Below are 22928 nucleotides of genomic sequence, written 5' to 3'. Positions count from 1 at the left end.
CGCTTCACCCCTTGACGGCGCCGGAGGTCAACCCGGCGACGATCCGACGCTGGAAGAACAACACGAACACGACGATCGGGATGGTGATCACCACCGCGGCGGCGGCGATCGACCCGGTCGGGTCCTCGAACTGCGAGCTGCCGGTGAAGAACGACAGCGCCACCGGGACGGTCCGCGATCGCTCGGTCGAGGTCAGCGAGATCGCGAACAGGAAGTCGTTCCAGCAGAAGATGAACACCAGGATCGCCGTGGTGAACACGCCCGGCGCGGCCAGCGGCGCGATGACCCGGCGGAACGCCTGGCCGGGCGTCGCGCCGTCCATCTTCGCCGCCTTCTCCAGCTCCCACGGGATCTCCCGGAAGAACGCCGAGAGCGTGTAGATGGCCAGCGGCAGCGCGAACGTGATGTACGGCAGGATCAGGCCGGGCCAGGTGTCGAACAGCCCGAGCGTCCGCTCGATCTCGAACAGCGGCGAGATCAGCGAGATCTGCGGGAACATCGACACCAGCAGCGAGACGCCCACCAGGACGCGCTTGCCGGGGAAGTCCAGGCGGGCGATGGCGTAGGCGGCCATCGTGCCGAACACCACCGCGATCACCGTGGCGATGACCGCGATGCCGATGGAGTTCACCAGCGCGCGCACGAACTCCGTGGTGGAGAAGATCGCCGCGTAGTTGTCCAGCGTCCACGCACGGGGGATGAAGTTCCCGTCCGCCAACGTCTCCTTCGTCTTGAACGACAACGAGACGATCCACAGGACGGGGAACAACGCGTACGCCACCACGAGGGTGTTGAGGACCGCCCACCGCGCCTTGCGGGCCGGGGTCTCGGCACCACCGATGCCCGCCATCAGCGCCTCCCCCCGCGATCGGTGCCCGGCGCGGCCGTGCCGAACAGCTTGATGAAGATGAACGCGATGATCGCCACCGCGATGAAGATCAGCACCGACATGGTGGAGCCGATGCCCAGGTTCAGGCCCTTGATCAGGTTGTTGTAGGTGATCATCGAGACCGACGACGTGCCCTGTGAACCACCGGTGAGCACGAACAGGTTGTCGAAGATGCGGAACGCGTCGAGCGTGCGGAACAGCAGCGCCACCAGGATCGCGGGCTTCATCACCGGCACCATCACCCTGGTGAACCGCTGCCACGCGCTCGCCCCGTCCACCGCCGCCGCCTTCAGCAGGTCGTCCGGCACCAGCGCCAGGCCGGCCATCAGCAGCAACGCCATGAACGGCGTCGTCTTCCAGATCTCGGCCAGGATGACGGCCAGCACCGCCGGCACCTTCTGGGTCAGCACCGGTTCGCCGCCCGCGATGGTCTCGGCCAGGTAGCCGGTGTTGGGCGTCCACGCGTAACGCCACGAGAACGCCGCCACGACCGTCACGATGCCGTACGGGATCAGGGTGGACGTCCGCACGATGCCGCGCCCGACCAGCGTGCGGTGCATGATCAGCGCCAGCGCCATGCCCAGCACCAGCTCGATCGCCACGGACACCACGGTGATCACGATCGTGATCCACATGGCGTTCCACCAGTACGGGCTGGACAGCACGGTCACGTAGTTGTCCAGGCCGACGAACTCCTGCTTGTCGGGGAACTTCAGGTCGTACCGCTGCAACGACAGCCAGAGCGAGTAGATGATCGGCCACCCCGCGACCGCCGCCATCACGAGGACCGCGGGTGCGCACAGCAGCAGCCCGAGCCGCCGCTCCGCCTTCTTGCCCTCGCTCAACGCCGCTTTCGCGGGCCGGGCGCCCGGTTCTGCCTCCGGCAGCGCGTGGCTCACGGCAGCACCCCCTTCGAGTCGAGCGCGGCCTGCAACTCCTCGCGCAGCCGGTCCGCCGTGGCCCGCGGCTCGATCGAGCCGGGCGGGGAGAGGATCGTGGAGATCACCGTCGACACGTTCTGGTACGCCGGGGTGCGCGGCCGGACGCTCGCGTTCTTCAGCGTCTCCAGGATGGCTTCCTTCATCGGGTAGGGCTCCGCCATCTCCGGGTCCTCGTAGACCGACTCGATGGTCGGCGGGACACCGTCGTTGATGGCCGCGAACTTCTGGTTCTCCGCGCTGCGCAGGCACGCCACGGCGTCGAACGACTCGGCGGAGTGCCGGGTGTAGGAGCTGACCGCGTAGTTGACACCGCCCACGGTGACCTTGGCGGGGCCGCCGTCCACCGAGGGGTACGGCGCCCACTTGAAGTTCTTCGCGAAGTCGGGCTTCTTCTGCGCCGCCGCGTAGACGAACGGCCAGTTCAGCATGAAGGCCGCGTGGCCGTTCTCCATCGCCAGCCGCGCCTCGTCCTCGGCGAAGTTCGCGAACGACGGGTCGACCACCTCGGACGTGGCGAACCGCTTCAGCACTTCCAGCGCCTGCACGGCCTTGTCGTCCACGACGGCCTCGGTGCCGTCGTCGTTCAGGACCTCCCCGCCCGCGGAGTTGACGAGGGTGTTGAAGAGGACGACGAGCCCTTCGTACTGCTTGCCCTGCGCCTCCACCAGGCCGGGCTTGCCCTCGGCCTTCAGCCGGGCGCCCTGCGAGATCATCTCGTCCCACGTCTTCGGCGGGGTGTCGACGAGGTCGCTCCGGTACCAGAGCAACTGGACGTTGGTGTTGTCCGGCGCCCCGTACAGCCGACCCTGGTAGCGGGCGGTCTCCAGCGGCGTCGACAGCGTCCCGCTCTCCACCCGTGCCTTGTCCTGACCGGTGAACTCCTTGATCCACCCGGCTTCGGCGAGTTCGGCGGTCCACGTGACGTCCAGGCCCAGCACGTCCATCCCGGTGTCGCCCGCCGCGAGCCGGCGCACCATCTGCTCGCGTTGCGCGTCGGCCTCGCGAGGCAGCTTGTGGTAGACGATCCGGTAGCCGTCGGCCCGCTCGTTGCAGCCGTCGACGATCTTCTGGAAGTTCTCCTGCGGGTACTTGTAGACGTTGACGACGGTCCCGTCCTCGCCCGACCCGCACCCCGCCAGCACGGAAGCCGCGACCAGCGCGACACTCCCGGCGGCGACCAACCGATGACGCCTCATCGGCCCTGCCTCCTTCCCGACATCGGAGGAGCCAGACCGCAGCGCCCGGCACCCCGTCGTGCCACACCGGCCGAAACCGGTGGAACGAACGTAGGCCCGGTGATCAGGTGCCGCAACCACCGGAGCCCGGAAGGGCCTTACCCGGTGATCACGGAATCGAAACCCCTAGTCCTTCGGAACGTCGGAGGGCCGCATCGCCAACTTGGCCAGCAGGTCACGCCCCCGCTCGGCGGAACGCGGTTGGCACAGCACGTCGTAGCGACCGGCGACCAGTTGGCTGGCCGACTGGAAGTCCCGCTTGCCACGAGCGGACCCGTACCCGACGGCCGCGAAGATCAACCCGAACCCGACACCCACGACCAACCCGACCAGGATCGGCCCGAAGCTCGCGCCCGGCGTCGTGTTGAACAAGGACAGCAGAACACCCACGAACAGACCGAACCAGGCACCCGAAGCAGCCCCGGTGCCCAACACCCGCCCCCACGTGAGCCGCCCGGTGACCCGCTCGACCAGCATGAGGTCCACACCCACGATGGTCACCTCCTGGACGGGGAAGTCACCGTCGGCGAGGAAGTCGACCGCGCGCTGCGCCTCCTCGTAGGTGGCGTAGGAGCCGATCGGCCACCCACTGGGCGGCGTTGGCAGGCGCGGCGGCATACCGGGCCGGTTCTGGCCGGAGAAGGAACTCGTCACGGAGACCACCTCTTCTGCTGATCACCCCCATCCTGCCAAGGCAGGGCGAACAGCGCGAAACGGGTAACCCGGAACTCAACTCTTCCGTGACCTGAAGCACCCAACACGACCACTTTTCACATACCAGAACACGCGCAGCGCACACAGACGCCCACCTGCTACGCGCAGCGCACACACCAGGCCCCGCTGCGTGTCATCCCCGTATGGCCTGCGCGCCAGCGAACCGCGCTTGGTCAGGGAGGGCAAGCACGCTTTTCGCTTGCCCTCCCTGACCAAGGGTGGTTGTCTTGACCAGGCCATACGGGGATGACACGCAGCCCTCAACGTCATCCTTGGCGGCCTGCCAAGCGGCGAGCGTCGCTTTTAATCCCGAGGGGACGCACTCACCGCGCCCGGTACTCCCGCAACAACCCCCGACTGATGATCGTCTTCTGGATCTCGCTGGTCCCCTCGCCGATCAAGAGGAACGGCGCCTCCCGCATCAGCCGCTCGATCTCGTACTCCTTGGAGTACCCGTACCCGCCGTGGATGCGGAACGCCTCCTGCGTGACCTCCGCGCAGAACTCCGACGCCATGAGCTTCGCCATCCCGGCCTCGACGTCGTTCCGCGCCCCGGAGTCCTTCAACCGCGCGGCGTTGACCATCATCAGGTGGGCGGCCTCGACCTTCGTCGCCATCTCGGCGAGCTTGAACCCGATGGCCTGGTGCTCGACGATCGGCTTGCCGAACGCGCGGCGCTGCTGGGCGTACTCGATGGCCAGCTCGAACGACCGCAACGCGATGCCGCAGGCGCGGGCCGCGACGTTCACCCGGCCGACCTCGACGCCGTCCATCATGTGCCGGAAACCCTCGCCCGGGACGCCGCCCAGCACCTGGTCGGCCGCGATCCGGAACCCGTCGAACACCATCTCGGTGGTGTCGACGCCCTTGTAGCCCATCTTGTCGATCTTCCCGGGGATGGTCAGCCCGGGCAGCACCTCGCCGTAGCCCTCGGGCTTCTCCACGAGGAACGCCGTGAGGTTCTTGTGCGGCTTCTCCGCGCCCTCGTCGGTGCGGACCAGCACCGCGGTCAGGTTGGACGTGCCGCCGTTGGTCAGCCACATCTTCTGGCCGTCCACCACGTAAAGATCGCCGGAGCGCGCCGCGCGGGTCCGGATCGCCGCCACGTCCGAGCCCAACTCCGGCTCGGACATCGAGAACGACCCGCGCACCTCGCCGGTCGCCATGCGGGGCAGGTACTTCTCCTTCTGCTCCGCCGTGCCGTGCTGCTTGAGCATGTGGGCCACGATGAAGTGAGTGTTGATCACGCCGGAGACCGACATCCAGCCGCGGGCGATCTGCTCGACCACCAGGGCGTAGGTCAGCAGCGACTCGCCGAGCCCGCCGAACTCCTCGGGGATCGTGAGCCCGAACAGGCCCATCTCCTTCATCCCCTCGACGATGTCCGCCGGGTACGCGTCACCGTGCTCCAGGGTTTGGGCGTGGGGGATGATCTCGCGGTCCACGAAGGTGCGGACGGTGGCGAGGATCTCCTCCTGCACGTCGGTCAGTCCGGCGGTCTGGGCCAGGCGGGCCATCTCGGCTCCTCTCTCCCCCGCCCGATCAGCCGGCCGCCAACTCCAACTCCCCGCCGCAGTGCCTGCACACCTCGGCGAACACGTGGACATCGGCCGTGCAGTCGGGGCAGGTGCGGATGCTGCGCTCAAGCAGGTCGTCGGCGGGTCGTCGGCGGAAGAGCCCGCGTTTGGGGGCGGCGTGTCTGGCCATGGGGAACACCATGCACAGGTCGGGCAGCTTGATCGCCACCCTGTTGTGCGTAGGGTCACCAGTTCTCGGGAGGGCTTGGGTCAACCTCACTCAGAAGCAGGCGACCACACGTCTGTCCGCGACATCCCCGCCGCGCGCCCCTTGGACGAGATCACCAGCGCCATCTTCCGCGACGCCTCGTCGATCATCTCGTCACCGAGCATCACCGCGCCGCGCTTCCCGCCCGCCTCGGACGTGTAGTAGTCGTACGCGTCGAGGATGTTCTCGGCGTGGTCGTAGTCCTCCTGCTTCGGGCTGTACACCTCGTTCGCCGCCTCGATCTGGCCGGGGTGCAGCACCCACTTGCCGTCGAAGCCCAGCGCGGCCGACCGGCCCGCCACGCGCCGGAACCCCTCCACGTCGCGGATCTGGAGGTACGGCCCGTCGATGGCCTGCTTGCCGTGGGCGCGGGCGGCCATCAGGATCTGCATCAGGATGTAGTGGTAGGCGTCGCCGACGTCGTAGCCGGGCGGCTGCTCGCCGACCACCAGCGACTTCATGTTGATCGACGCCATGAAGTCGGCCGGCCCGAAGATGATGGTCTCCACGCGCGGGGACGCGGTGGCGATCGCGTTGACGTTGGTCAGGCCGAGGGCGTTCTCGATCTGGGCCTCGATGCCGATCCGGCCGACCTCGTAACCCATGGTCTTCTCGATCTGGGTGAGCAGCAGGTCCAGCGCGTGCACCTGCTCCGCGGTCTGGACCTTGGGCAGCATGACGCAGTCCAGGTTCGCGCCCGCGCCCTCCACGACCTCGGTGACGTCGCGGTAGGTCCACTCGGTGGTCCAGTCGTTGACGCGCACCACGCGGGTCCGGTCACCCCAGCCGCCCTCGTTGAGCGAGGCGACGATGGTCTTGCGCGCGCCGGGCTTGGCCAGTGGGGCGCAGGCGTCCTCCAGGTCGAGGAAGACCTGGTCCGCGGGCAGCGTGCGGGCCTTGTCGATCATCTTCTGACTGGAACCGGGCACGGCCAGGCACGAGCGACGGGGACGCTGCTGGTCGACCACTGGGTACCTCCTTGTACCGACCGGTAACAATCCGCTCCGGGCAGCGTGGCACGCCGGGTGGTCGGCCGCTATTCCGTGAGTCCCGGCTCACAGGGGCGTGGCAGGCTGAACCGGTGGAGATCACACGACTGCTCGACAACGCGCTCCGGAAGGCCGCCGCCGTGTGGGTTTCGGCGGGTGGTGGGCCGGCGCGGCTGGTGTGGGCGCTGTGGCGGGACGACGCGCTGCTCGTGGCGGTCGGCGGCGGGGAGCAGGAGGTGCCGGGCTTGTCCGACGGCGTGGCGTGCACGCTCACCGTCCGGTCGCCGTCGACCCACTCGCACCTGTTGACCGCTCCCGCCGTCGCGCGGCTCGTGGTTCCCGACGAGGACACTTCTGCGGCTCTTCGGGGGGCGCGGCTCAACGGGGAGGCCCGGTGGGAGTCGGTGTACCGGTTGGAACCAGTTCCGTGACCCCGATGCTTCCCGGCCCCAGACCCGAAGCTGAACCCGGAGCAGAAATGATCGAAGTACCCCCAGGATTCGCCGAGAACCTCGGCGAAGCAGCACTGGCCTGGCGAGCAACGCTCCCCGCATTGGCCACCCGCTTCTGCGCACGCTGGAACCTCACCCCGGACGGCGCGCTCATGCACGGCTACGTGGCCGTGGTGCTCCCGGTGCGGCAGGCCGACGGCCACCCGGCGGTGCTCAAGCTGACCTGGCTGGACGAGGAGACGCGGCAGGAGCCGGCGGCGCTGCGGGCGTGGGACGGCCGCGGCGTGGTGCGACTGCTCGACCACGACGACGAGCACGGCGCGCTGCTGCTGGAGCGGTTGGACCACGGGTGGTCGCTGCTGGACGTGCCGCTGGAGGAGGCGTTGTCCGTCGCCGGCGGGTTGTTGCGGCGGCTGCGGACGCCCGCGGGGCCGGAGTTCCGGCGCGTCGAGGTGGACGACCTGGTGGCGGAGGGCGGCCCCGTCCCGGAACGCTTGACGCGGCTCGCGACGGAGGTCGGGCAGGCGCTCGCGGCCACCGCCGGCACCACGCTCGTCAACGAGGACCTGCACTACGCGAACGTGCTGCGCGGGGAGCGGGAGCCGTGGTTGATGATCGACCCGAAACCGGTGTCCGGCGACCGCGAGTTCTCGTTGATCCCGCTGTTGTGGAACCGGGCCCGTGAGATCGACGGGGTTCGCGGGCTGCGGGACCGGATCTCGGTGTTGTGCGACGTGGGCGAGTTGGACGCGGGGCGCGCGGTCGCGTGGACGTTCTACCGGGCGGTGGACACGTGGTTGTGGGGCCTTTCCAGCGGGGAGGAAGAACTCGCCGAGTTCTGCGCATGGGTGTCGGCGGAGCTTCGGCCACAGGTCCGGATCTGATCAGACCCGCATCTCCGGCATCTGATCAGACCCGCATCTTCCCCTCGGCGACCGGAACCACCCCACCCGAGACCCGCACGTGCGTCGCCACCCCGCCGACCGCCGTCACCGAGCACTCCAGAGTGGACGGACGACCCACCTCGACACCCTGCCGCACCGAGAACCGGTGCTCGCCCTCCGGCGGGAGCAACCCCCGGTCCACCAGGAACACTCCGAGCGCGAGCGCGGCCGACCCGGTGGCCGGGTCCTCTCCCCCGCTCACCCGGAACATCCGCACGTGCGCGACACCGCCGGCGAAGTGCACCGGCACCAACCCCCGCCCCGGCACGTGCCCGGCCAGGTCCTGCCGCGGGTGGGCGCGTGCCACCGCGTCCTCCTTCACCGGGAGGAACGTGAAGTCCACCCCCGCGCCCGCGACGCCGGCGTGACCATCCACATCGGACAGGAACAGGCCCAGCGCGTTCGCCGGCGGTCCGGCGTCGAGGTAGTCGCCGACGGATGGGGTGTCGCCCGCCAGCTCCGCGCCGTTCGGGGTGGTGGTCACCTCGTGCAGGCCACGCGCCGTCTGCTGCACGACCACGCCACTGGGGATCACGCCGCGGGACGCGAGCAGCCACGCCGTGCCGATGCTCGGCAGGCCCGCGAACGGGAGTTCGCCGGTCGGGCTGAAGATGCGCAGGCGGTAGTGGGCGTCGGGGTGGGTCGGCGGCAGGGGGAACGCCGTCTCGGACAGCCCGAACTCGTTCGCCACCGCTTGGAGGCGGGTGTCGGGCAGGTCGCCCGCGCCGTGCACCACCGCCAGGGGGTTCCCGGTGAACAGCTGGTCGGTGAACACGTCCAGCAGGTCGTAGTCGAGCACGCGTTGACAGTAGCTCGAAGCAAAGCCTCCCACCGCTTCTCCTCGCCTCTCATCGCCTCCTCCCGACCCCGCCTTCTCCGACCCCGCCTCCTCCCGACCCCGCCTTCTCCGACGTCGTTTCCCCAGAGCAACACGAGCCGACCTTGGTTAGCCTCTTCAGCGTGGTTGTGAACCGCGTTTTCGCCGCTCAACTCGCCGGACTCCCCGTCTTCGGGCCGGACGGGGAATCCATCGGCAAGGTCCGCGACCTGGTGGTCGGCCTGCGCGTGGACCGACAACCGCCACGCGTGCTGGGCCTGGTGCTGGAACTGGCCACCCGCCGCCGCATCTTCGTGCCCATGCTCCGCGTGACCTCGATCGAACCGAACGCGGTGACCCTCGCCACGGGCTCGGTGAACCTGCGCCACTTCCACCAGCGCACCAACGAGGTCCTGGTGGTGGGCGAACTGCTCGACGCGCGGGTGCGCACCGCGGAAGGCGCGAGCGCCGTCCTGGTGGACGCGGCCATGGAGCCGACCCGCACCCGGGACTGGCGGATGTCCCGCGTCGCGGTCCGCGAGCGCACCGGGCGGCTGGGCAGGCGCGGCCCGGTGAAGGTGGTGCGCTGGGAGGACCTGACCGGCCTGTCGGTCACCGAACTGGCGAACCAGCCGCAGGGCGCGCAGCACCTGATCGCGGTGTTCGAGACGATGCGGGCGGCGGACGTGGCGCTGGCCCTGCACAGCCTCCCGGTCAAGCGGCGGTACGAGGTGGCCGAGGCCCTGGACGACGAGCGCCTGGCGGACGTGATCGAGGAGATGGCGGAGGACGACCAGAAGGACCTCCTGGCGCACCTGGACGAGGAGCGCGCCGCGGACGTGCTGGAGGCGATGGACCCGGACGACGCCGCCGACCTCCTCGCCGAGCTGCCCGAGGACGACAAGGACCGGCTGCTGGAGCTGATGGAGCCCGCCGAGTCGGCGCCGGTGCGGCGGCTGCTGGAGTACAGCTTCGACACGGCGGGCGGCCTGATGACGCCCGAGCCGGTGGTGCTCGCCCCGGACGCCACCGTCGCGGAGGCACTGGCGCACGTGCGCAACCCGGACCTGACACCCGCACTGGCGAGCATGGTGTTCGTGTGCCGCGCGCCGACCGCCACCCCCACCGGGAGGTACCTGGGCTGCGTGCACATCCAACGACTGCTGCGGGAACCACCGTCCGACCTGGTGGCGGGCGTGCTGGACACGGACCTGGCGACCCTGTCGCCCGACGCGTCGCTCAGCGACGTGACCAGGTACTTCGCCGCGTACAACCTCGTCTGCGGCCCCGTGGTGGACGAGGCGGACCACCTGCTGGGCGCGGTGACCGTGGACGACGTGCTGGACCACCTGCTGCCGGACAACTGGCGGGAAACGGGGCTGACCCATGCCTGAGCTGCTGCCGCGCCGCCGGCTCGACCAGCCGCGCCCACCCGGCCGGTTCCGGTTCTCGCTCGACCCGGAGGCGTTCGGGCGCTTCTCCGAGCGGCTGGCCCGGTTCCTCGGCACCGGGAAGTTCCTGTTCTGGCAGACGCTCATCGTGGTCGTGTGGATCACGCTGAACCTGGCGGCGGTGTCGCTCCAGTGGGACCCGTACCCGTTCATCCTGCTCAACCTGGCGTTCTCCACGCAGGCCGCGTACGCCGCGCCGCTGATCCTGCTCGCCCAGAACCGGCAGGACGACCGGGACCGGGTGTCGCTGGAGGAGGACCGGGCGCGTGCCGCGCAGACCAAGGCGGACACCGAGTACCTGGCGCGGGAGCTGGCCGCGCTGCGGATCGCGCTCGGCGAGGTCGCCACGCGGGACTTCCTGCGCGGCGAGTTGGACCGGGTGTTCCGCGAGCAGCGGCGCAAGGCGGCGAAGGACGACGCGCGTTGGGACGACGTGTCGTCGTGAGTCGGCGGGTCGGCGGGGTCGGCGGGGTCGGCGGCTACAGCACCTCCTCGGGGGAAGAGGAAGCCAACAGCTCGCAAGCCCGCCCGAACGCCTCCAGCTCGGAGTTCGTGAACACCTCCGCGAAGTGCCGCACCACCCCGGCGAGGTGTGTGCCCGACGCGGTGCGCAGGCGTTCCAGCCCCGACGAGGTCAGCACGGCGACCACGCCCCGGCCGTCGCCGTCCGCGCGTTCCCGCAGCACGAGACCGGCGCGTTCCAGCCGGTCGACGAGCCGGGTCACGCCGGAGCGGGACAGCAGGACGGCGTCCGCCAGTTCCGTCATCCGCAGTCGGTACTGCGGTGCCTCGGAGAGCTGCACGAGGACGTCGTAGGCCGCGAGCGAGAGTCGCTGCTCGGCGATCAGTTCGGCTTCCATGATCCGGGTGAGCCGCGCATGGGCCCGGAGGAAGGATCGCCACACCCCGAGTTCCGCTCGGGTGGGCAACCGGGCACTTCCGGTTTCCGGCACGGGTAGCAATGTTACGGAAAGCACGCAACCGGCTGCGCGCAGGTCCGACGTTGCGTGCGGGGATCTCTTGGCAGCTCTCGCCCGCCCTCCGGCCCAGCTCCTCTTCTCCGTCCTCGTGCTCCCGACCCTGACCCCGAGCCCCCCGGAAGTAGCATGGGTGGCCCACCCCCGAAGAAGGCGATCCCGTGACCCCGAGCGTTGACGACGTGAACAAGGCGCTAGCCGCCGTGCAGGACCCGGAGATCCGGCGACCCATCACGGACCTCGGCATGGTGAAGTCCGTGTCGGTCGAAGACGGGGTCGTGGACGTCGGGGTGTACCTGACCGTCGCGGGCTGCCCGATGCGCGACAAGATCACCGCGGACGTGACCTCCGCCGTGCAGGCGCTGGACGGCGTGACCTCGGTCCGCGTGGCGCTGGACGTGATGAGCGACGCCCAGCGCACGGAGCTGCGGAAGTCCCTGCGGGGCGGCGTCGAGGAACCGGTCATCCCGTTCGCCCAACCGGGCTCGCTGACGCGGGTGTACTGCGTCGCGTCCGGGAAGGGCGGGGTCGGCAAGTCGAGCGTCACGGTCAACCTGGCGGTCGCGATGGCGGCGCGCGGGTTGTCGGTGGGCGTGGTCGACGCCGACATCTACGGCCACTCGATCCCGCGGATGCTGGGCACCGAGGCCCGACCCACCCAGGTCGAGAAGATGATCATGCCGCCGCAGTCGCACGGCGTGAAGCTGATCTCGATCGGGATGTTCACCTCCGGCAACACCCCGGTCGTGTGGCGCGGACCGATGCTGCACCGGGCGTTGCAGCAGTTCCTCGCCGACGTGTTCTGGGGCGACCTGGACGTGCTGCTGCTCGACCTGCCGCCGGGCACCGGCGACGTCGCGATCTCGGTGGCGCAGCTCGTGCCGAACGCCGAGATCCTGGTGGTGACGACGCCGCAGCAGGCCGCGGCGGAGGTCGCCGAGCGCGCCGGGTCCATCGCCATGCAGACGCGGCAGCGGATCGCCGGTGTGATCGAGAACATGTCGTGGCTGGAGCTGCCGGACGGGACGCGGATGGACGTGTTCGGGTCCGGGGGCGGTGAGGCGGTGGCCTCGTCGCTGACGCAGGCCGTGGGAGCCGAGGTGCCGCTGCTGGGGCAGGTGCCGCTGGACCCGCGCCTGCGGGAGCAGGGTGACGCCGGGACGCCGATCGTCCTCGCCGAGCCGGAGTCGCCTGCCGCGCAGGTGCTGACCTCGGTGGCCGCGAAGATGTCGGTGCGGTCCCGGGGGTTGGCGGGGCGGCTGTTGAACGTGTCGCCGGCTGGGCGCTGAGCCCTCGCTGACCCGGCCCGTTGCGGAGGCCGTCCCTCGCTGGGGATACCTCGGGATTAAAAGCGACGCTCGCCGCTTGGCAGGCCGCCAAGGATGACATCAAGGGCTGCGTGTCATCCCCGTATGGCCTGGTCAAGACAACCACCCTCGTTCCCAGGGCGCAAACGAAGAGCGTGTTTGCGCCCTGGGAACGAGCGCGGTTCGCTGGCGCGCAGGCCATACGGGGATGACACGCAGCGGGCGGGTTTGTGCTGGTTCGGTAGTGCGAAGCGCGCGCGGGGTGATTGCCGGTGCGCTTGGGTGTTTTTGCCGGTTTGTGTGGTGTTTTTGGTTCCGGCTTTTGTCAGGTGGCGTCCGGGTCGTACGGGGGGCGTTCGCCTTGCTGCAAGGGGCGTTCGCGTTCCCGTTCGCGGGCGCCGGTCGGGCCGGGCTGCGGGGCCGTCGTGTGCGGTCCGGAGGAGCCGTTGGGCTTGCTCTGGCCGTTGGTCGTTGTCGGCGCGTCGTCCCACAGGTGCTTGGTGATGGCCCGCTTGGGGTCGAAGTTGCGGAGTTCTCGCAGGTCCTCGAGGGGTTTCCGGAGCTGCTCGAATTCCGGGCCCATCTCCTGCTTGAGCTGGTCGCGGGCGCCGGTCGCGTAATCGCGGACCTGGCGCATGGTCTTGCCCACCCACGCGGCGGCCGAGGGTAGGCGTTCCGGGCCGAGGATGAACAAGCCCGCGACGATGATCAAAAGCAGTTCAACCCAGCCGATGTTTTCGAACACTCGCCTGTCACCTCCGCCGACTGCCGCCCGGGTTCAGGGTAGCCGTCAGTCCGACCGCAGCGTCACCTGCACGGTCAGCTCCCGGCCCTGCCTGGCCAGCACGACCGGGACCGTTTCCCCGATTTCATGCCCTCGTACGGCAACGGTCAACTCCGCGGCGTTGCGGACCATGCGGTCGCCGACGCGGGTGATCACGTCCTCCTCCTGGATGCCGGCGGCTGCGGCGGCACCGCCTTCCAGGACGTTCTGCACCTTCGCGCCCTCCGCGGTCTCCGCGGAGACGGAGCGGACGTTGATGTTCATGTCCGCGTGCTTCACCTGGCCGTCGCGGATGAGGGCCTGGGCGATCTTGCGCGCGTAGTTGCCGCTGATGGCGAACCCGAGGCCGACGGAACCACCGGTCTCCGTGCGGATGGACGAGTTGATGCCGACGAGGCTGCCCGACGAGTCGACCAGCGCACCGCCGGAGTTGCCCGGGTTGATGGCCGCGTCGGTCTGGATCGCGTCGTAGGTCACCTGGGGGCCGCCGTTCTCGCCGGCGGCGGTGACGGGGCGGTGGAGGGCGCTGACGATGCCCTCCGTCACGGTGTTCGACAAGGACAGCGGAGAGCCGATCGCGAGCACGGCGTCACCCACGGCGAGGTCGTCGGAGTTGCCGAACTGGATCACGGTCGGGTTGTCCACCTGGACCTTGATCACGGCGAGGTCGGACTTCGAGTCCCGGCCCACGACCTGCGCCACGGCCCGCTTGCCATCGGTGAACACGACGGTCAGCTTGGCCGACGTGTCCTGCACGGCCGGGGCCACGACGTGGTCGTTGGTGACGATGTACCCGCCGCGGTCGATGAGGACCCCGGAGCCGACGCCCGCCACGTTCGAGCCCTTGAACTCGATGGAGACGACGCTCGGCGTGACGCGCTTGGCGATGTCCGACACCGAACCCACCGGGCGCTCCTTGCCCGGCTGCACCTCGGCCAACGTGACGCCGCCGTCGGTGAGCGGGTTCCCGACCCGGCCGGCGGACCAGCCGACCAGTCCACCTACCGCGCCGACCGCGAGCGCGATGACGGCGAGCAGCGCGAGGGCGGTCGGCTTGACGCGCCGGCCGAAGAGCAGTTCCGGGATGCTGAGCTGCGGCCCCACGGCCGTGACCGCGGGGGCCTCGGACTTCTCGGGCTCCTCGGTGACGGCGGGAGGGCCGATGACGGCGCTCGCGCCCGGGTCGCGCCACGAGTCCCCGGCGGGCTTGCCCTCCCAGAAGACGGGCTCGACCTCGGGTTCGCCGTTCACGTCGACCGGAGGCCGTTGGAGCAGTTCGGAGGTGCCCTGAGGACGGCCGAAGGCCGTACTGAGCGCCTCCGGGGGAGGAGGAGCCAGTTGGACCCCGTTTACCCCATTTACCCCGTTTGGTGCGGTGGCCGAACCGTTGGCCGGGCGGCCGGCGAACGCGCCCGGCACGCCGGACGGCCTGCCGAAGACGGCGGCCTGGCCGGGGTCCACGGGCGGGCGGTTGAGGGGACGTGGTGCGAGCCTGCGGTGCGCCCCGTCGTCCACGCCGGACCTGGGGGTCCCGTTCCCCTGTTCTGGCTCGCTCATCGCTCCCCGCACGTAGGTGTAGCCCGATCATCGCCGGCCGGACCGTCGATGACGCATTCCGCGCACATCAGTTTGGCTCGCCTGGCGGTCGTATGGTGCCCGTTCAGCGGTAAAGCCATCGTCAGAGTCCCGGCGCAGGACGCGACCGCGACCGCGGTAGGCGCGCTGACGAGAGCGGGTGCGGTGCGGAGGGCGGTGCCGGGAGGGCGGTGCCGGGGGGGGCGGTGCCGGGGGGCGGTGCCGGAGGCTGTCCTGTCGGCTGCCCGGGGGCCGCTAGCGGGCGAAGAGGGCGTTGGTCGCTGCCGGCCTGGGCTGGGCGGGGGTGGAGTCCGCCGAGGGGTGGAGCAGGTTGGCCGGTTCGGTGTTGCCCGCGACCCTGGGTCCGGCCACCTGGGGTGGGGGTGGGGCCGCTCCCTGGTCCGGTTGCCGGGCCTGGTCCTCGCCGCCCGGCACGACCAGGGCCAGGGCGCCCAGCATGAGGCCGGACACCACGACGCCGGCGCCCTGCCGGGCGCGGCTGCCGAAGCGGCTGCCGGTGCCGAAGGGGCGGCTCTGGCCCAGGACCGGACCGGTGCCGAAGGCGACCCGGTCCGGGCGTTGCACGGCGACCAGCCTGCCGTCGTCGGTCACGGCCAGGCCGTCCGGTGCGCTGGGCAGGTCGACCTCCTGCGGGATGGCGCCGAGCCTCGCCAGCAGGCCCGCCGGGGCACTGGGCGTCTCCGCCGCGCGCACCGCCGACCTGGCCTGCTGCTGCGAGTACGCCTCGGCCGCGCAGAACGGGCAGCGCGCCAGGTGCGCGGACGCCCGGCTGTGGGCCGACGACGACAGCTCGCCGTCGACGAAGGCGACGACCGCGTCGGGCAGCAGGTGCTGCTCGGGCAGTTGCCAACCTCGCAGATCGGTCATGCAGAGTCCTCCTGAACAAGACCCCGACGGCGTTCCAGTGAGGCACGCAGGGCCTGCCTGCCCCGGTGGATCCGGCTCCTCACGGTACCCAGTTTCACGCCGAGGGTCGCGCCGATCTCCTCGTACGACAACCCTTCGACGTCACACAACACTACTGCGGCGCGGAAGTCGGGCGGCAGCTCGTCCAGCGCCGCCTGGAGGTCGGGGTCCAGGTGGGTGTCGGTGTAAACCTGTTCGGGTGACGGGTCGTCACCGGCGACGCGGTCGGCGTCGTCGGGCAGGCCCTCCATGCGGAACTTGGACCGCCGGCGAACCATGTCCAGGAACAGGTTCGTGGTGATGCGGTGCAGCCAGCCTTCGAACGTGCCCGGCTGGTACGACGCGAGGGACCGGAACACCCGGATGAACGTCTCCTGGGTGAGGTCCTCGGCGTCGTGCTGGTTGCCGGTCAGGCGGTAGGCCAGCCGGTACACCCGGTCGGCGTGATCGCGGACGACCTGGTCCCACGTCGGCACGATCCACTCCGTGTCGTCGATGGGTGCGGTCGCGGTAAACGGCTGCGTTGGCATCGGGCGGTGAAGCACCTCCAGTGGGCCGGCTGCCCTGCTGCACGGATCAACGGTCGCTGCGGCTCTCGTGTTCCCGTGGCGTCCTGCGCTGACACATAGCGTGCCGGGCTCGCTTATAACCATCGTGAGAACCGCCTGAGAGGCTGCTGAGAATTCCGCCGACCTGGGACGACGCCGTCCGCCTAGGCGACGCCGAAGCGCTTGCGGTAGTCGGTGGGGCTCAGGCCCGTACGGCGACGCAGTTGGGCACGCAGGTTCGACGGCGAGCCGAGGCCGGAGCGGCGCGCCACGACGTCCAGCCGGGTCTCGCCGCGCTCGATCAGGACCCGCGCCAGGTCGACGCGCTCGGCGGTGAGCCAGGCCAGCGGCGTGGTGCCGAGTTCGCGGCGGAACCGCCGGTGCAGGGTGGCCGGGCTGAGCGCCGCCGCGGCGGCGAGCGCGGGCACGGTGAGGGGTTCGGCCAGGCGTTCCCGCGCCCAGGCCAGCACGTCGCCCAGCGAGCGGTCCCGCACGGGTGGCACGGGGCGGGCCACGAACTGGCGCTGCCCGCCGTCGCGGTGCGCCGCGAACACCAGCCGGCGGGACACCGCGTTCGCCACCTCCGCGCCGTGGTCGAGGCGGATCAGGTGGAGGCCGAGGTCGAGCGCGGCGGCGCTGCCGGCGGCGGTGTGCACGTCCTCGTCGGCCACGTACAGCACGTCCGGCACCAACGCGGTGCGCGGGAACAACGCGCGGAACTCGTCGGCCCACCGCCAGTGGGTCGTGGCGCGGCGGCCGTCCAGCACGCCCGCGTGCGCGAGGGTGAACGCGCCGGTGCAGAAGCCGACCAGGCGGGCGCCCCTGGCGCGGGCCCGGCGCAACGCCGCCAGCACCGGTTCGGGCGGCGGGGTCAGCGGGTCGGGCCGGTTGGGCGCGATCACCGTGTCCGCGTCGTCCAGCGCCGACAGGTCGGGCACGCCGGACAACGTGAAGAAACCGTGGCTCATCGTCACCGGGCCGGACGCGCAGAGCGTGAACGAGTACCACGGCCGGTCGCCCAGCTCGGGCCGGCTCAAGCCGAACAACTCGGTCGCGACCCCCATTTCGAACGGGTTCGAGCCGTTGTCGACGACCATCGCGACCCGGTGCGAGGAATCAGGCGGCATGTGCGATTCCTAGCACTCACCGACACCCGCCGGGAGCCCCCATGATCACGTCATGGAACCGGTGAACCTGGACGCGGCCTTCGCCAGCTTCGACGCCTTGTGGAGCCCGCGCATCGTGGCCGCGGTGAACGACTACGACGTCCGCATCGCGAAGGTGAAGGGCGAGCACCTGTGGCACGCGCACCCCGAGACCGACGAGTTCTTCCTCGTGCTGGACGGCGAACTGGACATCGCGTTGCGGGACCGGGTGGTCCACTTGGGACGCGGTGACGTGTTCGTGGTGCCGCGCGGCGTCGAGCACAAGCCGTCGTCGCGGGACGGCGCGCGGATCGTGGTGGTGGAGCCGACCGGCACGTCGAGCGTCGGGGTCCCCTCGGAAGAGGTCCCCGACCACGTCGACGCGACGACCGGCCACCCGGTCACTGCGCGGTGACACCCTTGCCGAGCACGGTCACGCCGCCCGCCGAGACGGTGTAGCGCTGCCGGTCGGTGGCCGGGTCCACGCCGATCAACGCGCCGTCCGGGACGACCACGTTCTTGTCCAGGATGGCGCGGCGGACCACCGCGCCCCGGCCGATGCGGACACCGGGCAGCAGCACCGAGCCCTGCACCACGGAACCGGTCTCCACCACCACGTCGGACGAGACGACCGAACCGTGGACGGTGCCGGAGATGATCGAGCCCGGCCCCACCATGGAGTCCTCGGCGCTGCCGCCCGCGATGAACTTCGCCGGCGGCAGCGGCGGGGTCGCCGTGCGGATCGGCCACGCCTGGTTGTAGAGGTTGAACACCGGGCGCACCGACACCAGGTCCATGTGCGCCTCGTAGTAGGCGTCGATGGTGCCGACGTCGCGCCAGTAACCGCGGTCGCGGTCGCTCTCACCCGGCACCACGTTGTCGGCGAAGTCGTAGACGTGCGCCTGCCCCTGGTCGACCAGCATGGGGATGATGTCGCCGCCCATGTCGTGCGCCGAGTCGGGGTTCGCCGCGTCCGCGCGCAACGCCTCCAGCAACGCCTCCGTGGTGAACACGTAGTTGCCCATGGAGGCGAACGTGACCTCCGGGTCGCCGGGCACGTGCGGCGGGTCGGCGGGTTTCTCCAGGAACCGGGTGATCTGGCCGAACTCGTCCGAGTCGATGCACCCGAACGCCTTCGCCTCGGCACGCGGCACGCGGATGCCCGCCACGGTCACGCCCGCGCCGGTCTCGACGTGCTGGTCCACCATCTGGCCCGGGTCCATCCGGTAGACGTGGTCCGCGCCGAAGATCACGACGTGGTCGGGTTTCTCGTCGTAGACCAGGTTGAGGCTCTGGAAGATCGCATCGGACGAGCCGGTGTACCAACGCGGGCCGAGGCGCTGCTGCGCGGGCACCGGCGTGACGTACTGACCGAGGACGTTGGACAGCCGCCAGGTGGTCGAGATGTGGCGGTCGAGTGAATGGGATTTGTACTGCGTGAGGACGCAGAGCTTGACGAAACCTGCGTTGACGAGGTTGGAGAGCACGAAGTCGACGAGCCGGTAGTTACCGCCGAAGGGCACCGCCGGCTTTGCCCGGTCGGCGGTCAACGGCCACAACCGTTTGCCTTCGCCACCGGCGAGGACAATTCCTAGTACATGCGGTTGCCCTTTCACGACAACGACCCTAACCGGGCCGGCACCGGCCCACCAACGGCGAAGTAACGCAAACTCCGCTTGTTCACCCGGACGTCCCGGTGCGCGGGGTTACGGTGGGCGGCGTGCGAATTGGACTGCTGACACGGGAGTACCCGCCGGAGGTCTACGGCGGAGCCGGGGTGCACGTCGGCGCCCTGGTGCCGAGGCTGCGCGAGCTGGTGGACGTGGCGGTGCACGCCTTCGGCGGGCCGCGACCGGACGCCCTGGCGTACCTCCCGGCACCGGGCCTGGAGGCGGTGAACCCGGCGCTGGGCGTGCTGTCGGCGGACCTGGAGATCGCGGCGGCGCTGGGCGGGGTGGACCTGGCCCACTCGCACACCTGGTACGCCAACATGGCCGGGCACCTGGCGAAGCTGCTGCACGGCGTGCCGCACGTGGTGACGGCGCACTCGCTGGAGCCGCGCCGGCCGTGGAAGGCCGAGCAGCTCGGCGGCGGGTACCGGATCTCGTCGTGGGTGGAGAAGTCCGCGTACGAGGCGGCGGACGCGGTGATCGCGGTGAGCGAGGGAATGCGGGCCGACGTCCTGGACTGCTACCCGGCGCTGGACCCGGCACGCGTGCACGTGGTGCGCAACGGCATCGACACCGCGGCCTACCACCCGGTGCCGGACACGGATGCGTTGACGCGGCACGGGATCGACCCGGCGAAGCCGATCGTGACGTTCGTCGGGCGGATCACCCGGCAGAAGGGCGTGGGTCACCTCGTCGCGGCGGCACACCGGATCTCGCACGACGCGCAGGTGGTGTTGTGCGCGGGCGCGCCGGACACGCCGGAGATCGCGGAGGAGACGCGGGTCGCGGTGGCGGAGCTGGCGGCGGCGCGGCCGGGCGTGGTGTGGATCCAGCGGATGCTGGAGCCGGACGAGGTCAAGCAGATCCTCAGCCACTCGGCGGTGTTCGTGTGCCCGTCGGTGTACGAGCCGCTGGGCATCGTGAACCTGGAGGCGATGGCGTGCGGCACGGCCGTCGTCGCGTCGGACGTGGGTGGCATCCCGGAGGTCGTGGCGCACGGCCGGACGGGCCTGCTGGTGCACTACGACGAGGCGGACGTGGCGGCGTTCCGGACCGGGCTGGCGGACGCGGTGAACGAGGTGCTGGGCGACCCGGCGAAGGCGCGGGCGTTCGGCGAGGCCGGCCGCGAGCGCGCGGTGCGGGAGTTCTCGTGGGCGACGGTGGCCGAGCAGACGGTGGACGTCTACCGGAGCGTCCTCTCGGCCCGGTGAGACGCGCGTCACACGTGACAACCCGATAGAGGGGTGACCGCCTTTAACCAGTAGGGGATCAACTACTGGGGGTCACATGCGTCGGGTGGGGCTCGCCCTCGCCGTCCTGCTCGCGGCCGGGTGCGGCACCGCCGCGCCGGAACAGCTCACCGCGCCGGGGCTCACCATGGGCGGTCGGCCGGTGGTGGACCCGCAGGGCCTCCAGATGGCGGCGGAGGCCCAGCTCAGCTACACGCTGAGCTTCGGCTACGTGGCGCGGGCGGGCAGCGAGGCGGTCAACTGCTGGTTCGCCCGCGCCGACGCGAAGACCGAGGTGGACCACCGGCTGTGGTGCGGCCCGGTCCAGGTGCCGGGCACGGCCGCGGCGACCGACTGGGTGCCGGTGCCGCTCAAGGAGGTCGAGCGGGGCGACGCCGGCGTGCGGCTGGAGGTGCAGCCGCCGCAGGTGCCCGCGCCGGGCAACCGCAGCACGCCGCTGGGCGAGCTGGTCCGCACCGACGGCCGCGTGGCCGAGGCCGACCAGGGCGTCGGCGAGGCGGGCCCGGACTTCCTGGCGGTGCTGCCCGACGACGGCCGCACCGTGCCCGAGGCCACCGGCCTGCTCCGCGACGACCAGCTCCTCACCCGGGTCACCGGCTACGCGACGCCGGAGTCCTGGTCGACCCCGAAGGGCGAGCTGCGGGCCGAGCACGGGGTGCGGTTGCGCGTGCTGCGCCTGGCCGTGGAGCGGCTGACCGACACCGACTCGGCGTTCCAGCAGGGGCCGTGGCTCGGCTGGGACCCCCAGCGGCCCGAGCTGTCCCTCCAGGTGCCCGGCCGCCGCCACCGGCTGCCGGTGGACCGGCTGCCCGAGTCGGGGCACGTGTTCGTGGTCTACACGGTGCCGGACGCGGGCGGCCCGGAGGAGCTGGTGCTCGACACCGTGGGACCGAAGTCCCTGGAGCAGCGGGTGGAGGTGCCCTCCGGCCGGCGCACCGCCGGCGACTGGGCCGTGCTGCACCGCGAGCCCACGCCCGCCGAGCCGCCGACGGCGAAGCTGCCGGTGAAGCTCGGCGACCAGGCGGGCTCGCTGGAGGTGCAGCGCGCCCGGCTCGGCCGTCAGCGCCCGGTGAGCGCCGACGACCGGTACACCCTGGTCACCGCGTCCGCGCCGGACAAGGCGCTGCTGGAGCTGCGCGTCCAGGGCGCGGGCCTGCCGCAGGTGCCGGGCGCGACGGTCACCAAGGACCTGATCGCGGTCACCCTGCCGGACAAGTCCCGCGCGCCCCTGGTCGGCGCGCGTTACGGCGGCGAGGCGTTCCCGGTGGCCGTGGTCGTGGAGGTGCCCGCCGACGCCCGGTCGGTGGAGGTGTCGGTGACCTCCGGCGAGGTCGCGCTGCCCGTGCTGGGCGCGACGGCCCTGGAGTCCACCGGTGCCGTGACCGTGTCGTTGGAGCGCTGAACCAACGCCACCGCCAGCGCGGCCACCGCGAGCCAGCCGAGCACCAGCACGACCAGCCCCGACCAGCCCCACGCCTGGTAGGTGGCGCTGCCCGCGGTGCCGCCCGCGCTGGAACCCACGTAGAACGCGCACAGGTACACGCCGGACGCCGGTCCCTTCACGCGGGCACGCGCGCCGACCCAACCGCTCGCCACGGCGTGCGCGGCGAAGAAGCCGCCGGTGAACACGGCCAGCCCGGTGGCGACGACGGCCACCTGGTCCGGCAGCGTGACCAGCGCGCCGACCGCCGTCACGGCGAGCGCGCCGAGCAGCACCGGCGCCCGGCCGTGCCGGTCGGCGAGCCTGCCCGCGAACGCCGAGCACACCCCGCCCGCCGCGTAGGACAGGAACACCAGGGACGCGACGCCCGGCGGCAGCGCCAGCCGGAACGAGATCACGTTGAACAACGACACGAACGCCGCCACGGCGAGCACGGCCACGGCGTACTGGACCAGCAGGACCCGGTCGGTCAACGCCGACCGCAGTCCGCGTTCGCGCTCACGCGCCTGCCTGCCCGCGGGCAGGAACACGGCCGTGACCACCGCGCACCCGAGCCCGAACACGGCCACCGCCAGCAACGCGCCGCGCCAGCCGAACCAGTCCGCGGCGAAGCCCGCGAGCAGCCGGCCGATCATGCCGCCCGCGCTGTTGCCCGCCACCAGCGCGCCGATCGCCGTGCCGACGGACTTCGCCTCGTCGGCGAGGAACGCCATGGCCACCGCCGGGACGCCCGCCGTCGCGAGCCCCTGGAGCACCCGCAGCGCGAGGAACACCGGGTAGGTCGGCGCGATCGGCAGCAGCAGCCCGAGCACCGCCGCCGCCAGGACCGACCAGACGATGACCCGTCGCCTGCCGATGCGTTCGGCGAGCACCGAGCACGGGATGACCGCGATCGCCAGCGCGCCGGTCGCCGCGCTCACCGCGAGGGACGCCGCACCCGGCCGCAGGCCGAACTCGGCGGCGAGCTGCGGCAGCACCGGCTGCGGCGCGTACAGCAGCGCGAACGTCGCCAAGCCGGTGGACGCGGTGGCCAGGTGCAGGCGACTGGGCATGTTCTCGACGCTAACCGATGCGTCCAATGCGCATT

23 protein-coding genes are annotated in these 22928 nt (G+C 71.0%); 7 read left to right on the top strand and 16 right to left on the bottom strand.

Annotated elements, in window-relative coordinates; all coding sequences use genetic code 11:
• Nucleotides 1-4: 4 nt before the first annotated feature.
• The 7 genes from KZQ38_RS19070 to KZQ38_RS19040 all read right to left on the bottom strand — a co-directional run bounded on the left by KZQ38_RS19070 (nt 5) and on the right by KZQ38_RS19040 (nt 6532).
• Nucleotides 5-850, bottom strand: coding sequence for a carbohydrate ABC transporter permease (locus tag KZQ38_RS19070; protein ID WP_219443443.1), 846 nt, complete (start codon nt 848-850; stop codon nt 5-7).
• Nucleotides 850-1788 carry a carbohydrate ABC transporter permease gene (locus KZQ38_RS19065; protein WP_308258471.1) on the bottom strand — a complete coding sequence of 313 codons (939 nt, stop codon included), beginning with the start codon at nt 1786-1788 and terminating at the stop codon, nt 850-852. The genes KZQ38_RS19070 and KZQ38_RS19065 overlap by 1 nt, the downstream gene beginning before the upstream one ends.
• On the bottom strand, nt 1785-3026 hold the full coding sequence (locus KZQ38_RS19060) for an ABC transporter substrate-binding protein (protein ID WP_219443442.1): 1242 nt from the start codon (nt 3024-3026) through the stop codon (nt 1785-1787). The genes KZQ38_RS19065 and KZQ38_RS19060 overlap by 4 nt, the downstream gene beginning before the upstream one ends.
• A 165-nt stretch (nt 3027-3191) precedes the next feature.
• Nucleotides 3192-3683: a YflT domain-containing protein gene (locus KZQ38_RS19055; protein ID WP_219443566.1), complete on the bottom strand. Its 492-nt coding sequence runs from the start codon at nt 3681-3683 to the stop codon at nt 3192-3194.
• Between the two features lie 419 nt (nt 3684-4102).
• Nucleotides 4103-5296 carry an acyl-CoA dehydrogenase family protein gene (locus KZQ38_RS19050; protein ID WP_219443441.1) on the bottom strand — a complete coding sequence of 398 codons (1194 nt, stop codon included), beginning with the start codon at nt 5294-5296 and terminating at the stop codon, nt 4103-4105.
• A 25-nt stretch (nt 5297-5321) separates the two neighbouring features.
• Complete coding sequence (locus tag KZQ38_RS19045) at nt 5322-5525, bottom strand: hypothetical protein (RefSeq protein WP_219443440.1); 204 nt, start codon at nt 5523-5525, stop codon at nt 5322-5324.
• Nucleotides 5526-5572: 47 nt separating this feature from the next.
• A complete protein-coding gene (locus tag KZQ38_RS19040; RefSeq protein ID WP_219443439.1) occupies nt 5573-6532 on the bottom strand; it encodes an HpcH/HpaI aldolase/citrate lyase family protein in 960 nt (319 codons plus the stop codon).
• 113 nt (nt 6533-6645) lie between these two features.
• Here KZQ38_RS19040 and KZQ38_RS19035 point away from each other — a divergent pair, with 113 nt between their 5' ends.
• Nucleotides 6646-6984: a hypothetical protein gene (locus KZQ38_RS19035; RefSeq protein ID WP_308258470.1), complete on the top strand. Its 339-nt coding sequence runs from the start codon at nt 6646-6648 to the stop codon at nt 6982-6984.
• Between the two features lie 47 nt (nt 6985-7031).
• Complete coding sequence (locus KZQ38_RS19030) at nt 7032-7889, top strand: aminoglycoside phosphotransferase family protein (RefSeq protein ID WP_219443438.1); 858 nt, start codon at nt 7032-7034, stop codon at nt 7887-7889.
• A gap of 25 nt (nt 7890-7914) precedes the next feature.
• Here the strand turns inward: KZQ38_RS19030 and KZQ38_RS19025 are convergent, their stop codons facing one another.
• Nucleotides 7915-8748: a PhzF family phenazine biosynthesis protein gene (locus KZQ38_RS19025; RefSeq protein ID WP_219443437.1), complete on the bottom strand. Its 834-nt coding sequence runs from the start codon at nt 8746-8748 to the stop codon at nt 7915-7917.
• Between the two features lie 167 nt (nt 8749-8915).
• On the opposite strand from KZQ38_RS19025, the gene KZQ38_RS19020 reads away from it, so the two are divergent.
• On the top strand, nt 8916-10160 hold the full coding sequence (locus tag KZQ38_RS19020; RefSeq protein WP_219443564.1) for a magnesium transporter MgtE N-terminal domain-containing protein: 1245 nt from the start codon (nt 8916-8918) through the stop codon (nt 10158-10160).
• Entirely contained in the window at nt 10153-10662 is a 510-nt protein-coding gene (locus tag KZQ38_RS19015; protein ID WP_219443436.1) for a DUF1003 domain-containing protein, read from the top strand. The genes KZQ38_RS19020 and KZQ38_RS19015 overlap by 8 nt, the downstream gene beginning before the upstream one ends.
• 34 nt (nt 10663-10696) lie before the next feature.
• Here the strand turns inward: KZQ38_RS19015 and KZQ38_RS19010 are convergent, their stop codons facing one another.
• Nucleotides 10697-11170, bottom strand: coding sequence for a MarR family winged helix-turn-helix transcriptional regulator (locus tag KZQ38_RS19010; RefSeq protein ID WP_308258469.1), 474 nt, complete (start codon nt 11168-11170; stop codon nt 10697-10699).
• Between the two features lie 185 nt (nt 11171-11355).
• Here KZQ38_RS19010 and KZQ38_RS19005 point away from each other — a divergent pair, with 185 nt between their 5' ends.
• Nucleotides 11356-12483 carry an Mrp/NBP35 family ATP-binding protein gene (locus tag KZQ38_RS19005; protein ID WP_219443434.1) on the top strand — a complete coding sequence of 376 codons (1128 nt, stop codon included), beginning with the start codon at nt 11356-11358 and terminating at the stop codon, nt 12481-12483.
• 343 nt (nt 12484-12826) lie between these two features.
• Here KZQ38_RS19005 and tatB read toward each other — a convergent pair whose 3' ends face one another.
• The 5 genes from tatB to KZQ38_RS18980 form a co-directional block, all read right to left on the bottom strand.
• Nucleotides 12827-13246, bottom strand: a complete 420-nt coding sequence (tatB, locus tag KZQ38_RS19000) for a Sec-independent protein translocase protein TatB (protein WP_219443433.1) — start codon at nt 13244-13246, stop codon at nt 12827-12829.
• Nucleotides 13247-13291: 45 nt separating this feature from the next.
• Entirely contained in the window at nt 13292-14842 is a 1551-nt protein-coding gene (locus KZQ38_RS18995; RefSeq protein WP_219443432.1) for a S1C family serine protease, read from the bottom strand.
• A 273-nt stretch (nt 14843-15115) separates the two neighbouring features.
• On the bottom strand, nt 15116-15748 hold the full coding sequence (locus KZQ38_RS18990) for an anti-sigma factor (protein WP_219443431.1): 633 nt from the start codon (nt 15746-15748) through the stop codon (nt 15116-15118).
• Nucleotides 15745-16317: an RNA polymerase sigma factor SigE gene (gene sigE / locus KZQ38_RS18985; protein ID WP_219443430.1), complete on the bottom strand. Its 573-nt coding sequence runs from the start codon at nt 16315-16317 to the stop codon at nt 15745-15747. Before sigE ends, KZQ38_RS18990 begins: the two co-directional genes overlap by 4 nt.
• A 182-nt stretch (nt 16318-16499) precedes the next feature.
• A complete protein-coding gene (locus KZQ38_RS18980) occupies nt 16500-17462 on the bottom strand; it encodes a helix-turn-helix domain-containing protein (protein WP_219443429.1) in 963 nt (320 codons plus the stop codon).
• Nucleotides 17463-17514: 52 nt separating this feature from the next.
• Between KZQ38_RS18980 and KZQ38_RS18975 the strand changes: the two genes are divergently transcribed.
• On the top strand, nt 17515-17895 hold the full coding sequence (locus KZQ38_RS18975) for a cupin domain-containing protein (protein WP_219443428.1): 381 nt from the start codon (nt 17515-17517) through the stop codon (nt 17893-17895).
• On the opposite strand, the gene glgC is transcribed toward KZQ38_RS18975, so the two are convergent.
• Nucleotides 17882-19096: a glucose-1-phosphate adenylyltransferase gene (glgC, locus tag KZQ38_RS18970; protein ID WP_219443427.1), complete on the bottom strand. Its 1215-nt coding sequence runs from the start codon at nt 19094-19096 to the stop codon at nt 17882-17884. The two genes, KZQ38_RS18975 and glgC, sit on opposite strands and share 14 nt — an antisense overlap.
• Nucleotides 19097-19200: 104 nt before the next feature.
• Here glgC and glgA point away from each other — a divergent pair, with 104 nt between their 5' ends.
• The gene (gene glgA, locus KZQ38_RS18965; RefSeq protein WP_219443426.1) at nt 19201-20361 is read left to right on the top strand and encodes a glycogen synthase; all 1161 of its coding nucleotides are present in this window, start codon (nt 19201-19203) and stop codon (nt 20359-20361) included.
• 1281 nt (nt 20362-21642) lie between these two features.
• Here glgA and KZQ38_RS18960 read toward each other — a convergent pair.
• Entirely contained in the window at nt 21643-22893 is a 1251-nt protein-coding gene (locus KZQ38_RS18960) for an MFS transporter (protein WP_219443425.1), read from the bottom strand.
• Nucleotides 22894-22928: the final 35 nt, after the last annotated feature.

The sequence above is a fragment of the Saccharothrix obliqua genome (assembly GCF_019375475.1).
In the GTDB taxonomy this organism is placed as follows: Bacteria; Actinomycetota; Actinomycetes; order Mycobacteriales; family Pseudonocardiaceae; genus Actinosynnema; species Actinosynnema obliqua.
This window is presented reverse-complemented; position numbering and strand designations above follow the sequence as displayed.

Excerpts from the sequence above, each read along its gene's own strand:
- sigE (WP_219443430.1), bottom strand. The coding sequence starts at position 16,317 with ATGCCAACGCAGCCGTTTACCGCGACCGCACCCATCGACGACACGGAG.
- KZQ38_RS19015 (WP_219443436.1), top strand. The coding sequence starts at position 10,153 with ATGCCTGAGCTGCTGCCGCGCCGCCGGCTCGACCAGCCGCGCCCACCC.
- KZQ38_RS19030 (WP_219443438.1), top strand. The coding sequence starts at position 7,032 with ATGATCGAAGTACCCCCAGGATTCGCCGAGAACCTCGGCGAAGCAGCA.
- KZQ38_RS19070 (WP_219443443.1), bottom strand. The coding sequence starts at position 850 with ATGGCGGGCATCGGTGGTGCCGAGACCCCGGCCCGCAAGGCGCGGTGG.
- KZQ38_RS18975 (WP_219443428.1), top strand. The coding sequence starts at position 17,515 with ATGGAACCGGTGAACCTGGACGCGGCCTTCGCCAGCTTCGACGCCTTG.
- KZQ38_RS19055 (WP_219443566.1), bottom strand. The coding sequence starts at position 3,683 with ATGCCGCCGCGCCTGCCAACGCCGCCCAGTGGGTGGCCGATCGGCTCC.
- KZQ38_RS18960 (WP_219443425.1), bottom strand. The coding sequence starts at position 22,893 with ATGCCCAGTCGCCTGCACCTGGCCACCGCGTCCACCGGCTTGGCGACG.
- KZQ38_RS18990 (WP_219443431.1), bottom strand. The coding sequence starts at position 15,748 with ATGACCGATCTGCGAGGTTGGCAACTGCCCGAGCAGCACCTGCTGCCC.
- KZQ38_RS18980 (WP_219443429.1), bottom strand. The coding sequence starts at position 17,462 with ATGCCGCCTGATTCCTCGCACCGGGTCGCGATGGTCGTCGACAACGGC.
- KZQ38_RS19060 (WP_219443442.1), bottom strand. The coding sequence starts at position 3,026 with ATGAGGCGTCATCGGTTGGTCGCCGCCGGGAGTGTCGCGCTGGTCGCG.
- KZQ38_RS19050 (WP_219443441.1), bottom strand. The coding sequence starts at position 5,296 with ATGGCCCGCCTGGCCCAGACCGCCGGACTGACCGACGTGCAGGAGGAG.
- KZQ38_RS18995 (WP_219443432.1), bottom strand. The coding sequence starts at position 14,842 with ATGAGCGAGCCAGAACAGGGGAACGGGACCCCCAGGTCCGGCGTGGAC.